Below are 12,788 nucleotides of genomic sequence, written 5' to 3'. Positions count from 1 at the left end.
CTCATGTCTGTACTGGTCTGGATCGAACAAAATCAGAATGGGGTGGTTCCCAATTCGTTTGAAGTATTGGGCAAAGCTCGGGAGATTGCCGCCGCCCTTGGAACGCAGACGGTGGCCGCCGTCCTCGGCGACAACGCCTCCGCCGCCGAGAGTGTGCGACCATACGGGCCGGATGTCGTGCTGGCGATCACCGGTCCCGTGCTGGCCAATTATCGGCTGAGCGCCTACACGGCTGCGCTGCGCAAGGCGGTGGAGGCGGTCGGCGCCACCGTCGTGCTCACGGCGGCCACCGTGCGCGGTCGCGAAGTCGCCGCCATGCTCGCCAGCCAGCTCGACGCCGGCTATGCGCCGGACGCCATCGATCTGCGCGTCGAAAATGGCCGGTTGGTGGCCGTGCGCTCCGTGTATTCGAACAACATCCTCGCCGACGTCACGTTCAACAGCCCTGTCCAGGTGGTCAGCGTGCGTCCGCGCTCCTTCCCCATGCCGGAGCCAGGCGCCCCCGGCGGCGAGGTTCGGACGCTCGACCCTGGCCTCAGCGAAAACGACGTCAAAGAGAAAGTGCTTGAAGTGAAATCGACGGACACCGGCGAGATCAGCCTGACCGACGCGTCGATCATCGTCTCCGGTGGACGAGGCGTCGCGCAAGACCCGGCCAAGGGTTTTGCGCTGGTGGCGGAGCTGGCCAGCGTGCTCGGCGCCGCCGTAGGCGCCAGTCGCGCCGCCGTCGACGCCGGCTACATCCCCTACAAACATCAGGTGGGGCAGACGGGAAAGACGGTCAAGCCGGACCTCTACATCGCTGCGGGCATCAGCGGCGCCATTCAGCATCTGGCTGGCATGGGCGGCAGCAAGGTGATCGTCGCTATCAACAAAGACCCGGAAGCGCCCATCTTCGAGAAGGCAAACTACGGCATCGTCGGCGACCTCTTTCAGGTGTTGCCGGCGCTGACAGCCGAGTTCAAGAAACGCCTGGGGAAGTAAGAACATCCCTGCACGAAAACGCCCGTCGACCTTCACAGAAGCTCAGAGCAACTGTGAAGGTCGACGGGCGTTTTTCATTGGCGTCGGCGCCGCCGAGACGTCAAGCCCTTTTGGAAAATTCGGCAGCCAACCCGGGCGTCAGCAGGTTTGCTCCGCTCTCTCCAAGTTCAATTCGCCTCGTCCCTTTTGCGCCTCAACCATTTCGATAAAGAGCTGATGCCAGCGCAGGTCGTCCGTCAACTCCGGGTGAAAGGCCGTCGCCAGGATGTTGACTTGCTGCACGGCGACGACGACCTCTTCGCCGCGGCCGGCGATGCGCGCCAGCGTCTCCACATCGCTCCCCACCTCGACGATGGCCGGCGCCCGAATGAAGACAGCGCGCACAGGCTCTTCGCCTAACCTTGGCACGCGTAGAAATGTCTCGAAACTCTCGTTCTGACGACCGAAATAGTTGCGGCTGACGGTCACGTCGAGGCCTCCGATGAGCGGCTGTCCACCCGCTTTCTGGCCGATCGCACGGTTTGCAAGCAGAATCATGCCGGCGCAGGTGCCCCAAATGGGTTTTCCCGCCTGCACCCATGCCTTCAGAGGAGCCACCAGTCCCCAGCGCTCCGCCACCAGCCCCATTGTGGTGCTCTCGCCGCCGGGGAGGATCAGCCCATCCAACCCGGCCAGATGCTCTGGCTTGCGCACCTCCACCGTTCGCACGCCCAGCCGATGCAGCATCGCCTCGTGCTCGATGAATGCGCCTTGCAGCGCAAGGACGCCAATCGTTAGCGCCATACAACCTCACTCAACAAAATCATGCTCCCTTCAATATCCATCTGCAAAGGTGTCGATCATCAACTTGACGTCGCCCAGAGGATACAACACCGGACAGGTGGCGCCGTATCGGATGTACTCGCGCACCTTGGCTTTGACTTCGGCGGGCGTCCCGCTGGCCGTGATGCGCTGCACCAGCTCATCTGGGACGTATTTCATCGCCGCGCGCACCTGCTCTTTGGTGGCCGGCCATCCCAGGATCGACTGAATCTGTTGCACGACTTCAGGCTTGACGCCGCTGGCTTTGGCGATGTGAGGCTGCTGCGCCAGATACTGCGTGAGCAGCTCGCGCGCGCCGTCGAGCGCAACCTGACGATCCTCGTGAACCGAACAGACGACGAGCTGGGGACGATCGATGTCCTCAAGGCGACGGCCTGCTTTGGCGGCCCCGCGCTCCAGATGCTCCATCGCTTCGAGGTTGTATTCCGGCGGCACGCAGTAGTTGAGCAAAACGCCGTCTGCGATCTCGCCGGTCAGCTCCATCATCTGCGGTCCGGTGGCGCCGATCACGATCTGAACGTTGCGCGGCTCGCGACGGCCATGCACGACGTCCAGCTCCACCCCTTCCAGATGATGAAACTCGCCGTGAAAGGTGACGCGCTCCATCGCCAGCAGCCGCCGCAGCAGCTCGACCGTCTCGCGCATCGCCGTCAACGGTTTGCGTCGCTCGATGCCTACATTTTTCGCCAACGGGTCCCACCACGCGCCGATGCCGCAGATGATGCGGTCCGGCGCCAGGTCGTCGAGCGTCAGGAAGGTGGCGGCGAGCAGGCCGATGTTGCGCGTCCAGTTGTTGATCACGCCGGAGCCAACTTTGATGCGCTCCGTCACCGCTGCGTAGGCGGCCATCGGCACGATGGCGTCGCGCACGAGCCGGCTCTCCGCCTGCCAGACCGCTTCAAAGCCTTTGGCTTCGGCGTAACGCGCATATTCCATGCCATCTCGAATCGGGTGTTTGTCTTGCAGATAGAGGGCGACCCGTGTGTAGCGTGTTTCTGACATCATGGACTCTCCTTGGGTTCTTCGTTGGGTGTGCTTTCTCTCCGAGGCGGCCTACCATGCGCAGGATTCGCTCCTACGCCTTGTCCGATGTTGAACGGATTGAACAGCGGATTGCTCCTTGCAGCGGATTATACAACAAATTTTACGGCTATCGATGATGCACAGTCCACCGGGAACGTCAGGAATGTACGCGGCTGCGAGCCGCACCCACCTTCACCGCCGCCTGTTGGCGAAATTCACTCTATCGATTGTCAGGTTCAACGGCGCAACCTCTGCTCGTCAGCCAGATTTTGGTTTCTCGCCGGGCGTCCCCATGCTATAATTTTCATCAATGCAAACGTCAATCCGTGAAGCTTCCATAGTCGAGGCGCCGGCGACCGGCGCAGAAGCGCGATGGTCCCCTGGCTGTGCGGATTTCCAGCCTGACGGCGACGATTCGCTCGCCACTTTTCTCCATCTCGCGCAGACGCGACGTTCCATTCGTCGCTACACCGATGAACCGATCGCCGACGAGCTGCTGGAGAAATTGTTGACCGCTGCGATCTGGGCGCCCTCGGCGCACAATCGTCAGCCGTGGCGCTTCTGCATCGTGCGCTCTGACGCCGCCAAAGAACGCTTGAGCGCCTCGATGGCGGAGGCCTGGCGGCGGGACCTGACGAACGATGGCGCCGACCCTACCACCGTTGAGCGTCGCATCGCCATCAGCCATGCCCGTCTCACCGGTGCGCCGGTGTTGATCGTCCCTTGCGTGACGATGGAAGAGATGGATGTCTATCCAGACGCCGCCCGCAATCGCGCAGAATGGATCATGGCTGTGCAGAGCGTGGCGCTCGCCTGTCAGAACCTGTTGTTGGCGGCGCACGCCGCCGGGTTAGGCGCCTGCTGGATGTGCGCGCCGCTCTTTGCGCCGACGCCGGTGCGCAGCGCGCTCGACCTGCCTGAATCGTGGGAGCCGCAGGCGATTCTGACGCTTGGCTATCCGGCGGAAAGCAAGCAAAAGGCGCGGCGCCCGCTTGCCGACTGTCTCGTGTGGAGATGATGGTGAACAACGACCAGAGGCCTATTTCCGATCCATTTGAATCGTTGCGATCAGACGATCTGCTTCCCCTGCGCGTCGTAGCGCTGGCGGGCGGCGTCGGCGGCGCCAGGCTGTCGGCAGGGCTGCAGGCCGTGTTGCCCCCTGGCGCGCTCTCGGTGATCGTCAACACAGGCGACGACTTCGAGCACTGGGGGCTGACCATCTGCCCGGACCTCGACACGGTGATGTACAACCTCGCCGGCGTCAACAACCCAGAGACCGGCTGGGGGCGCGCCGATGACAGTTTCACCGTGCTGCACACGATGGGGCTGTTGGGCGGGGAAGATTGGTTCCGCCTTGGCGACAAAGACCTCGCCGTTCATCTGCGGCGCACCGAATGGCTGCGTCAGGGGGTCAGCCTGACCGAAGTCACCGACCGCCTGCGCCGCGCTTTTGGCGTTCCTTCGCACATCTTCCCGATGAGCGACGCGCCGGTGCGCACGCTCGTCCACACCGATGAAGGCGACCTGCCTTTCCAGCATTACTTCGTCGGGAGACGTTGCGAACCGTGCGTGATCGACGTTTCATTTGTCGGCGCTGCGGAGGCGAACCTCCCCGAAGCCGCCTATGCGGCGTTGCTGGCCGCGGATGTGGTTGTTTTCTGTCCGAGCAATCCCTATCTCAGCATCGATCCGATCCTGAGCGTCGGCGAGATGCGTTCCCTGTTGAAAAAATTGCGCGCGCCCAAGGTGGCGGTGACGCCCATCATTGGCGGCAAGGCGCTCAAGGGGCCGGCGGCGAAGATGATGCGCGAGATGGGGTACCCGGTCACGCCGGTGACGATCGCCGCGCATTTCGACGATGTGCTGGATGGCTTCATTCTGGATCGAGAAGACGAGGCTGCGGCGCCTCACATGCGCCTGCCGACGCTGGTCACGGATACGATCATGCGCACTATGGAGGACAAAATACGCCTGGCGCGCGTCACGCTTGACTTTGCGCAGTCGCTTCTGCAACTTTCCCGTGCACGCAAAACAAAAGTGCGCACAGGCGACCTCACCCCATGAAACTCCGCCCCATGAGCCTGTGGTTGATTATGCCGGTCAAGCCTTTTCACGAAGCCAAGAGTCGGTTGAACGGCGTTCTCTCAGAAGACCAGCGTGCGAAACTCAGCGCGCATCTGTTGGTGCGCACCCTGTCCATCGCAGCTGCGACGCAATTGTTCGAGCGCACGGTGGTCGTGAGTCGCGACCCTGCGGCCCTGGCGACAGCGGCGCGCTGCAGCGCGCTTCCGCTTGAGGAGCAAGGGTGTGAACTCAACGCCGCTTTCACGCAGGCCTGCGCGTTCGCCGCCGCTTCGGGAGCAGAGGCGGCGTTGCTGCTGCCCTCAGACCTGCCCCGACTCCAGCCCGAAGACCTGTGCAGCCTGGTTGAGCCATTTCACCGCCATCCTTCATCTGTGGTGATTGCGCCGAGCTGCGATGGCGGCACGAATGCGCTGCTGCTTCCTCTGCCTCTCCCCTTCCCACTTGCGTTCGGGGGCGGAAGCAGTCAAGAGCATCGACGGCGGGCGCGCGCCGCCGGGTGCGAGGTTTGTTTTGTAGACCGCCCTGCGCTTCGTTTTGATCTCGACACGCCCACCGACCTGTCGGAGTGGCTCGGCGTCCCGCCCGACCCAATTCGGTTGTCAGCGGTAAAAAGCCATTTCTCTTCGCTATGGGAACATGTCTGGCGGAATGATCCCGAATCGCCTGTCGATCCATCTGTTGCATCTCAACAGGGTGCGCAGACATCGCCTCGAAGCAAAGAGATGGGCATGGCGGAGGACGCTACCCTTCCCCCACGGCTTTCTTGATCAGCGCGCGAATCTTCTCCTCCTCAACCTCGGTTAGCTCCTTCAGGGCAAAGGCGGTTGGCCACATGGCGCCCTCGTCGAGCAGGGCGGCGTCGCTAAAGCCAAGCGTCGAATATCTCGTGTTGAACTTCTGCGCGGCCTGAAAGAAGCAAACGACTTTGCCGTCTTTGGCGTAGGCGGGCATGCCGTACCAAAGCCGCGGGGCAAGCGCTGGCGCGCTGGCTTTGATGAGGGCGTGGAGTCGCATCCCCATCGAACGGTCCGGCTCCGGCAGCTCTGCGATCTTGGCGAGCACGGCGCTTTCTTCGTCCACCTTGCTTCCTCGCCCCGCACGGCGCGCCGCTTTCAACTCCTGGGCGCGCGCTCTCATTGCAGCGCGTTCTTCTTCAGTGAAGCCCTCCAGGCTCTCATCGGCGGCGGAAGCGCTTTGAGAGGATTTGCGCGAAGCTTTCCTGGGCGTGTTTTCGCTTTGGGTCATGGAGGTTTCCTTTCGATTCTCCTTATAGATAACCAGTGGTGCTAGTTGAAAAAGTCATGAGATGCACTGCTCCAAAAACCTACCAAACAAAAGGAGCAAGCCCTCATGACCACCGAAGATTTTATCATTGAACTGTTCTGCAGAATTGATGATCAGATGAAAGACCTCACGAAACATCCACAAGCCAACTTGCACCCCAGCGAAATCGTTCCCTTGGCCATTCTGTTTGCGCTCAAGGGAGTGGGAGATGGCGCCTTTTCTCGTTGGCCGGTTCGAGATTGGCGCCCGTTGTTCCCGAAATTGCCCGAAAGAACCCGGCTGTTTCGCTTGTTCAAGACCCATCAAGACCGGACGAACCGCTTCCTTGCCGAACCGACGGCGCCGGGCGTGGCTGACACCTACGGGATCGAGTTGTTGCCTCCCTATCGAGGAGGACGCAGTGAGAAACCGATCGGCAAGAAGGGGTGCTCGAACCATCGTTGGATCATGGGTGGAAAGCTTGGCTAGGTCCTGAACCGATGGGAACGGATTGTCGGTTAGGATTGCGCTACAGCCAAAATGTCCATGACACCGCCTTCCACCCGCTGCTCCGGTCGTTTGAAGAGGAGATGTTCCTCCTGGTGGATCCTGGCTTTTACTCCAAGACGGAGAACCCTGCCAACATGAAAGTCTGTAAGCGAATCAGCTGGAATGTGCGGATGATGGCGGAAACCGTTTTGTCCATGCTGACCACGGGGCGTCATTTCAAACGCTCCGCCATCGGGTTTGGGAGTATTTCAAGGCTCGCTTGGCGTTTACCATGGCGGCGTTCAATCTGTTGGTTCAGCGGCATGGCCTGCATCCCGACGAGAACGGCGTTATTCGCCTTTCCATTGCTGAGTTCAGTTTATGATGTAGCATCATTGGTTACTAACTATAGCACATTGGCAGAGGCGCTGGCGCACATCTCGGATTCACGGTCAGCGCGCGGTCAGAGCTATGAATGGCAGTTTCTTTTGATCTTGATCGGCGCCGCCCTCATGAGCGGAAAGAAATCGATGCTTGAGATCAACAACTGGGTGCAAATGCACGGTGAGGAGCTGAAAACGACGTTGAAGCCGAAAAAGGGTCGGATACCCAGTCTTGCCACCCTGCAGCGCGTGGTTCGGGATGTCGAGATTACGACGCTGGAAGCAACGCTGAGCAAGTTCCAACGGGGCTTGAGCCATGAAACCGGTGATGTCGGCGCCGTGGTGACGCAGGATGGACGCAAATTGCATGGGCTGGCATTGGATGGCAAGACCGTACGTGGAGCCAGTGCCTACGGCGAAACAGTCCACTCAGTGAGTTTGGTGCATCACAGCTCCGGCCTCGTGTTCGACCAAGACAAGACCTGCGAGAAACTGCATGAACGCTGCGTAGCCGAAAAGATATTGGCGCACAACGACTGACAAGACACAGTGCTCACGATGGACGCCTTGCATCCTTGCCAGGAGCGCGCAAAACAGATTCGGCAGAGGGGTGGCGACTACCTGTTTGTGGTCAAGCGCAACCAACGGGTCATCTATGAAGATATCGCTAGAGCGTTTTCTGTCTTGCCGCCCAAAGGCGCCTGCGAGACCGAGTTCTGGCAGTACGAAGCCACTCCCGTGCATCATCGCGGACATAGGCGTACGGAGACACATGGGCTAGAGAGTACGCCAGCCCTCAATCACTGCCTGCCCTTTGCCGATGTTGGGCTGGTCGTACGCCGCACTCGCACTGCCATCCAACATGGCGCCCAAGAAAAATCGGTTTCCGTCGAATACCGGATTACCAGCCTCGACCGCCAGCGTGTCACCTTGGACCAGGTTGAACCACTGCGCCGTGGTCACTGGACTATCGAAAAGATCACTCATTATCCTCGTGATGTCAGCTTTGGTGAAGACCGCTCCACAATTCGCACCGGCAATGCACCGCAAGCACTTGCAGCCTTGCGCAACGCTATCGCCACCTTGCTACGTGTCGAAGGCTGGAACACTCTACCCAGTGGCTTTCGGTATTGTGAACGCTCTCCGCAAATTCCGTTGCGATTGATGGGAACCATTGCAACTTGATTATGCCCTACCCACACAAAAAATAACTATTGACAATTATTTTCATGAATGATATAATATTGAAAATAAATTTCAAGAAATTAATTTTCGACTCATCGTTGACAATCCACTAACTATAACTATATGAAGAATATTAATAACTTTGAGCGCGGCGCGCTTTCAGTAATTGCAGATGCATTGCCAAGGCTAACCGGATCAGCGCAAAAAGTAGCACATTTTATTCTGAACGCTCCTCGCGAAACGATTAATCTGACCATCACAGAACTTGCCATCAAAGCTGGTGTGAGTGAGGCAAGCATTGTTCGTTTTGCTCAATCGCTTGGTTACGAAGGTTTTCATGCACTTAAAATCAGTTTAGCCGAGGATATCGTCTCACCCATGCTGCTTGTTCATGAGGACTTAGGACCCAACGATAGTCCCGGTGTAGCCGTCCAAAAGGTGATCACGGCGGGTATGCGTTCTCTTGAAGACACTTTACACATTTTGGATACATTTCTACTGGAATCAGTTATCCAGACGTTATGCAACGCCCGCCAAATCGAACTGTTTGCCTCGGGTAATTCAATCCCTCTCGCTATGGATCTAAACTTTCGTCTGACGAAAATTGGGCTGCGTAGTCGGTTTTCTATTGACCCAACCGTGCAGGAAATGTACGCCAGTTTAGTTTCAGCTGAGGATGTTGCTGTAGGAATTTCGCACACAGGTAGCTCTATCGACACAGTCCATGCGTTAGCGCTGGCAAAGGAACGGGGTGCATGTACGATTGGCATTACTAATCATTCGAATTCTCCCCTTACGCGTCATAGCGATTATTGTTTACTCACGTCCACGCGGGTCACTCAATTTCGTGAGGAAGAGATGGCTTCCAATCTGGCCATGCTGGCACTCACCGAAGCGATCTACGTAGGCATTTGCGTGCAAAGGGCTGATGCATCGATTCAAGCTGCCTCCAAGACAATGCAAGCGACCCGCCATCGCAAATACTAGGGGAGGCGAAAAGAAAAACAGAAAGGAGGTGAGAATAGGGAGCTACCTAGAGAATGATTTCCACTCAATAGAAGAGAGGGGATACTACTCACCCGGCCAAGGACAACTAGTATCCCCTCAGGAAGCGACATTTCGAGAAGCCTATCAACGTCTTAACGTTGAAGATTTTCTCTTGTCGCTGTTGGGCTATTCTACTTCAAAATGGCCATTTTGTTCAACAAGGGGAACAAGAAAATGAAGCACAGAACCTTCGCCTTGCCACTAATGTTGATATTGCTTATTGCTATCCTAAGTAGTTGCACCACCATTGCGCCGCAAGCCGCACCTTCAGCGCCAGGGGCTAAAGGCAGTGTGACGCTAGAGTTTATGCAGTGGTGGGAACCGGAATTACCGGCGGGTGCATTTCGTGCGTTAATGGACGAGTTTGAAGCGCAAAATCCAGGAATTAAAGTTCAGCTCATCAGCGGCCCTTACTCCACCACTCGAGAACAAGTGGTGGCTGGCGCCGCAGCGGGTACCATGTCGGACGTCGTTGGACTCGATGGAGCCTGGGTGAACGATTTTGTGAAGCAGGGTGCTCTGGCAAATCTGAGCGAACTTATGGCTCAGACAGGCTATGACGACAGTGCGCTTGCGGCGCAAATTCAATTGAACGGCTCTACGTACATGATCCCCGTGGTCAATTTTGTATATCCCCTATTCGTCAATCTGGACTTGATGGATGCGGCTGGTATCGTTAATGTCCCTACCACGCGGAGTGAGTTTGCTGCTGCTGCTGCTGCGTTGACCGAGCCTTTGAGCAATCGCTATGGCTGGGTGCTACCATTGTCGCTAGAACAGCCAAACGGCATTCAAAACGATGTAATGTCCTGGGTATGGGCATCTGGAGGCAGCATGATGACGGAAGACAAACCGGACTTAACGAACCCGGCCGTGCGGAGCGCTGCCGAGTACATCAAAGGCTTGTATGATGCCGGCGTGATTGCTCCCGGCGCGTTCTCCATGCGCGAGCAAGACAAAGTTGAAGAATTCGTCAACGGTCGTGTCGGTATGATGATCAGTAGTATGGCCCACATCAACATGATTCGCGAACGCAACCCGGACTTGAAATTTACCATCGCAGCGGTCCCAGTAGAGGATGGGTACACCGGCAAACGTGGCCTCGCCTACGCCTCCTGGGGGATCGGCGTCGCAGCGAATAGTCCCCATCAAGCAGAAGCATGGAAATTAATTGAATTCCTGATGAGCGAGGAGGCAAATTCCAAGCTATCTTCGATCGCCAATGCGTTCCCCGGTAATATTAACTCGACCCCGGATTTTGTGCAGACCGATGAGTTGTTCGGCGCGGCATTTGAAGTGTTCCAAGCTGCGAGTCTCGTCAACGAATTTGTTGGCCTGCCTGTTGCTGAAGAATTGATGCGCCTTTTCGCGGAGCAATTTCAGTTATACCTTGACGGCAGCCAGACTCTAGACGATGCACTCAACAAAGCCCAAGAGGCCTGGATGGCGCACTTCTAAAGGACCATTTGGACCGGAGCGGCGCAAGTTAATTCTGCACGATGCTCTAGTCGAGGTTTGCTGGAGGTGACAAGAGATCTCTTCGTTGTCTCTGGCAAACCTCAATTCTGGCGTGATGGTTTACGCACTCAATTCGCATTAAAGTGAGAAGTCATAGGAAAGCGTGTAATGTCAAAGATTTTTAGAAAATCAACCCCGCTTATCTATCTCTCTCCAACAATTCTATTGCTGACGATCTTGTCGCTCATTCCCATCGTCATGGTTTTCATCTATTCCTTTATGGACAACGTTGTCATGAACCAGAATCCGAAGTTTGTAGGGATGACGAATTATGTAAAAATTGTTACCAACAGCGTCTTCCTGCAAGCATTTTCAAACACAATGTACTTTACGGTAATGAGCGTTGTTTTTCATCTGATTTTAGGACTCACCTTCGCCTTGTTGTTAAACGCTAGAGCGCTTCCTCCTTTCCTCAAAGCAATTTTTCGGACGATCTATATTTTACCTTGGGTATTTACGGCGGCCGTCATTGCCATCCTATGGCGGCTCATGTTAAATCCTAACGGCGTTATCAACTATCTGCTTATTACCTTCGAAATTATCGAAAGACCGGTCGAATGGCTCAGTTCTAGACAATTGGCCCTACATGCAGTCACCTTCATAAATATCTGGGCAGGATATCCATTCTACATGGTTAGTCTATTGGCGGGTCTACAAGGAATTTCCGAAGAATTATATGAAGCAGGCACCATTGACGGCGCCAACCAGCGCCAACTTTTTTGGTACATCACCCTTCCCCAACTTAAGCCAATTATCATTAGCCTCGCCATGCTAGACTTCATCTGGACCATGCATCAATTCACCCTCATTTGGATGACGACAGGCGGTGGACCGATCCGCGCGACAGAAATGTTGAGCACGCTCACTTATAAACTTGCTTTCAGTTCATACCAATTTTCTCATGCCTCCGCGACTGCTTTCTTGATTCTTGCTTTGTCGGCGTTTGTAGCTATCTTCTATGTTCGACAACAGAAGGCAGCCGATGAATAATCCCAAAAGTGCTATGCAACGGAGTATTATTTATATTTTATTATCAGTGACTCTATTGATAGGAACGCTATATGCGGGGTTTCCGGTATTGTGGATGGTGTCTTCTTCATTTAAATCCAATACTCAGATATTCGCATATCCTCCACAATTAATTGACGATTCTTTTTCTTTACAAGCATATACATCGGTGCTCTCGAATCCTCAAAAATTGCGCTTCTTCTTTAACAGTTACCTTATTTCAATATTGGTGACTCTCTGCACATTAATAGTGGGCATCCTTGCCGGATATAGTTTTAGTCGCTACAACTTCAAATTTAAGAGACTGCTCAATATGCTGATTATCAGCATTCAGGCAGTACCTCCGATTACTCTGCTAATTCCTTATTTTAGTTTAATTGTAACGTTGCAACTATACAACACTTATGCTGCCCTAGTGCTGACCTACATGGTCTTTACACTTTCGTATGCTATCATCATGATGACTGGCTACTTTAACACCCTTCCTCGCGAGCTGGATGAAGCGGTTATGCTCGATGGCGGCAGTTCGTTTGTTGCTCTCTGGCGTGTTTTAGTCCCGATTTCGCTGCCAGGCATTGTCTCGGTGGGTGTTTATACATTCATGATTGCCTGGAATGAATTTTTATTTGCGCTGACGCTCACGAAAACGAATGACATGCGCACGGTGCCTGTCGGGATTCAATTATTAATGGGGCAACACTCCTACGAATGGAACGAAATGATGGCTATGAGTGTGTTGGGGTCCTTACCGGTATTGATTCTTTTTTTATTCTTTCAACGCTACTTTATTGCTGGAATGACCGCAGGTTCAGTGAAAGGATAAAAAAACTGTTTTCTCTGTAAATATCGATCTTCTATCTGTCCATTCGCTGAAAAATCTGGTGAAAACATGAATTTATTGGTGCGCTCTGGGGATGAACACAGAGCAGATGATAACCACCGAACGGATTGACGATTTTCCGCTGCTGCTGGCGGTGATGC

At 55.5% G+C, this 12,788-nt stretch carries 14 protein-coding genes; 11 read left to right on the top strand and 3 right to left on the bottom strand.

What is annotated here, in order from left to right:
* The first annotated feature begins 3 nt into the window (after nt 1-3).
* The gene (locus Q0367_RS05605; RefSeq protein WP_297639230.1) at nt 4-984 is read left to right on the top strand and encodes an electron transfer flavoprotein subunit alpha/FixB family protein; all 981 of its coding nucleotides are present in this window, start codon (nt 4-6) and stop codon (nt 982-984) included.
* Between the two features lie 138 nt (nt 985-1,122).
* On the opposite strand, the gene pdxT is transcribed toward Q0367_RS05605, so the two are convergent.
* Both pdxT and Q0367_RS05595 read right to left on the bottom strand, forming a co-directional pair.
* A complete protein-coding gene (pdxT, locus tag Q0367_RS05600) occupies nt 1,123-1,767 on the bottom strand; it encodes a pyridoxal 5'-phosphate synthase glutaminase subunit PdxT (RefSeq protein ID WP_297639234.1) in 645 nt (214 codons plus the stop codon).
* Nucleotides 1,768-1,797: 30 nt separating this feature from the next.
* On the bottom strand, nt 1,798-2,808 hold the full coding sequence (locus Q0367_RS05595; RefSeq protein WP_363325839.1) for an LLM class flavin-dependent oxidoreductase: 1,011 nt from the start codon (nt 2,806-2,808) through the stop codon (nt 1,798-1,800).
* A 331-nt stretch (nt 2,809-3,139) separates the two neighbouring features.
* On the opposite strand from Q0367_RS05595, the gene Q0367_RS05590 reads away from it, so the two are divergent.
* The 3 genes from Q0367_RS05590 to cofC are packed head-to-tail and all read left to right on the top strand — an operon-like array spanning nt 3,140 to nt 5,681.
* Nucleotides 3,140-3,847, top strand: a complete 708-nt coding sequence (locus Q0367_RS05590; RefSeq protein ID WP_297639251.1) for a nitroreductase family protein — start codon at nt 3,140-3,142, stop codon at nt 3,845-3,847.
* On the top strand, nt 3,844-4,893 hold the full coding sequence (gene cofD / locus Q0367_RS05585; protein ID WP_297639254.1) for a 2-phospho-L-lactate transferase: 1,050 nt from the start codon (nt 3,844-3,846) through the stop codon (nt 4,891-4,893). The genes Q0367_RS05590 and cofD overlap by 4 nt, the downstream gene beginning before the upstream one ends.
* Complete coding sequence (cofC, locus tag Q0367_RS05580) at nt 4,890-5,681, top strand: 2-phospho-L-lactate guanylyltransferase (RefSeq protein WP_297639257.1); 792 nt, start codon at nt 4,890-4,892, stop codon at nt 5,679-5,681. Before cofD ends, cofC begins: the two co-directional genes overlap by 4 nt.
* On the opposite strand, the gene Q0367_RS05575 is transcribed toward cofC, so the two are convergent.
* Nucleotides 5,656-6,159: an iron chaperone gene (locus Q0367_RS05575; protein WP_297639260.1), complete on the bottom strand. Its 504-nt coding sequence runs from the start codon at nt 6,157-6,159 to the stop codon at nt 5,656-5,658. The genes cofC and Q0367_RS05575 overlap by 26 nt on opposite strands.
* Before the next feature lie 105 nt (nt 6,160-6,264).
* Between Q0367_RS05575 and Q0367_RS05570 the strand changes: the two genes are divergently transcribed.
* The 7 genes from Q0367_RS05570 to Q0367_RS05540 all read left to right on the top strand — a co-directional run bounded on the left by Q0367_RS05570 (nt 6,265) and on the right by Q0367_RS05540 (nt 12,630).
* On the top strand, nt 6,265-6,666 hold the full coding sequence (locus Q0367_RS05570) for a hypothetical protein (RefSeq protein ID WP_297639263.1): 402 nt from the start codon (nt 6,265-6,267) through the stop codon (nt 6,664-6,666).
* 35 nt (nt 6,667-6,701) lie between these two features.
* The gene (locus Q0367_RS05565; protein ID WP_297639266.1) at nt 6,702-7,589 is read left to right on the top strand and encodes a transposase family protein; all 888 of its coding nucleotides are present in this window, start codon (nt 6,702-6,704) and stop codon (nt 7,587-7,589) included.
* A 9-nt stretch (nt 7,590-7,598) separates the two neighbouring features.
* Nucleotides 7,599-8,234 (top strand): ISAs1 family transposase, encoded by a 636-nt coding sequence (locus Q0367_RS05560; protein WP_298981193.1) that lies wholly within the window; start codon nt 7,599-7,601, stop codon nt 8,232-8,234.
* A 123-nt stretch (nt 8,235-8,357) separates the two neighbouring features.
* Nucleotides 8,358-9,221, top strand: coding sequence for a MurR/RpiR family transcriptional regulator (locus Q0367_RS05555; protein WP_297639272.1), 864 nt, complete (start codon nt 8,358-8,360; stop codon nt 9,219-9,221).
* A 234-nt stretch (nt 9,222-9,455) separates the two neighbouring features.
* Nucleotides 9,456-10,739, top strand: coding sequence for a sugar ABC transporter substrate-binding protein (locus Q0367_RS05550; RefSeq protein ID WP_297639275.1), 1,284 nt, complete (start codon nt 9,456-9,458; stop codon nt 10,737-10,739).
* Nucleotides 10,740-10,907: 168 nt separating this feature from the next.
* Nucleotides 10,908-11,789: a carbohydrate ABC transporter permease gene (locus Q0367_RS05545; RefSeq protein WP_297639277.1), complete on the top strand. Its 882-nt coding sequence runs from the start codon at nt 10,908-10,910 to the stop codon at nt 11,787-11,789.
* The gene (locus Q0367_RS05540) at nt 11,782-12,630 is read left to right on the top strand and encodes a carbohydrate ABC transporter permease (protein WP_297639280.1); all 849 of its coding nucleotides are present in this window, start codon (nt 11,782-11,784) and stop codon (nt 12,628-12,630) included. The genes Q0367_RS05545 and Q0367_RS05540 overlap by 8 nt, the downstream gene beginning before the upstream one ends.
* The last annotated feature ends 158 nt before the right edge of the window (nt 12,631-12,788 follow it).

Source organism: uncultured Caldilinea sp. (assembly GCF_937128415.1).
Lineage (GTDB): Bacteria > Chloroflexota > Anaerolineae > Caldilineales > Caldilineaceae > Caldilinea.
Note: the sequence above shows the minus strand (reverse complement) of the source record. Positions and strands in the feature narration are given on the sequence as shown.

Excerpts from the sequence above, each read along its gene's own strand:
- Q0367_RS05605 (WP_297639230.1), top strand. The coding sequence starts at position 4 with ATGTCTGTACTGGTCTGGATCGAACAAAATCAGAATGGGGTGGTTCCC.
- pdxT (WP_297639234.1), bottom strand. The coding sequence starts at position 1,767 with ATGGCGCTAACGATTGGCGTCCTTGCGCTGCAAGGCGCATTCATCGAG.
- Q0367_RS05595 (WP_363325839.1), bottom strand. The coding sequence starts at position 2,808 with ATGTCAGAAACACGCTACACACGGGTCGCCCTCTATCTGCAAGACAAA.
- Q0367_RS05590 (WP_297639251.1), top strand. The coding sequence starts at position 3,140 with ATGCAAACGTCAATCCGTGAAGCTTCCATAGTCGAGGCGCCGGCGACC.
- cofD (WP_297639254.1), top strand. The coding sequence starts at position 3,844 with ATGATGGTGAACAACGACCAGAGGCCTATTTCCGATCCATTTGAATCG.
- cofC (WP_297639257.1), top strand. The coding sequence starts at position 4,890 with ATGAAACTCCGCCCCATGAGCCTGTGGTTGATTATGCCGGTCAAGCCT.
- Q0367_RS05575 (WP_297639260.1), bottom strand. The coding sequence starts at position 6,159 with ATGACCCAAAGCGAAAACACGCCCAGGAAAGCTTCGCGCAAATCCTCT.
- Q0367_RS05570 (WP_297639263.1), top strand. The coding sequence starts at position 6,265 with ATGACCACCGAAGATTTTATCATTGAACTGTTCTGCAGAATTGATGAT.
- Q0367_RS05555 (WP_297639272.1), top strand. The coding sequence starts at position 8,358 with ATGAAGAATATTAATAACTTTGAGCGCGGCGCGCTTTCAGTAATTGCA.
- Q0367_RS05550 (WP_297639275.1), top strand. The coding sequence starts at position 9,456 with ATGAAGCACAGAACCTTCGCCTTGCCACTAATGTTGATATTGCTTATT.
- Q0367_RS05545 (WP_297639277.1), top strand. The coding sequence starts at position 10,908 with ATGTCAAAGATTTTTAGAAAATCAACCCCGCTTATCTATCTCTCTCCA.
- Q0367_RS05540 (WP_297639280.1), top strand. The coding sequence starts at position 11,782 with ATGAATAATCCCAAAAGTGCTATGCAACGGAGTATTATTTATATTTTA.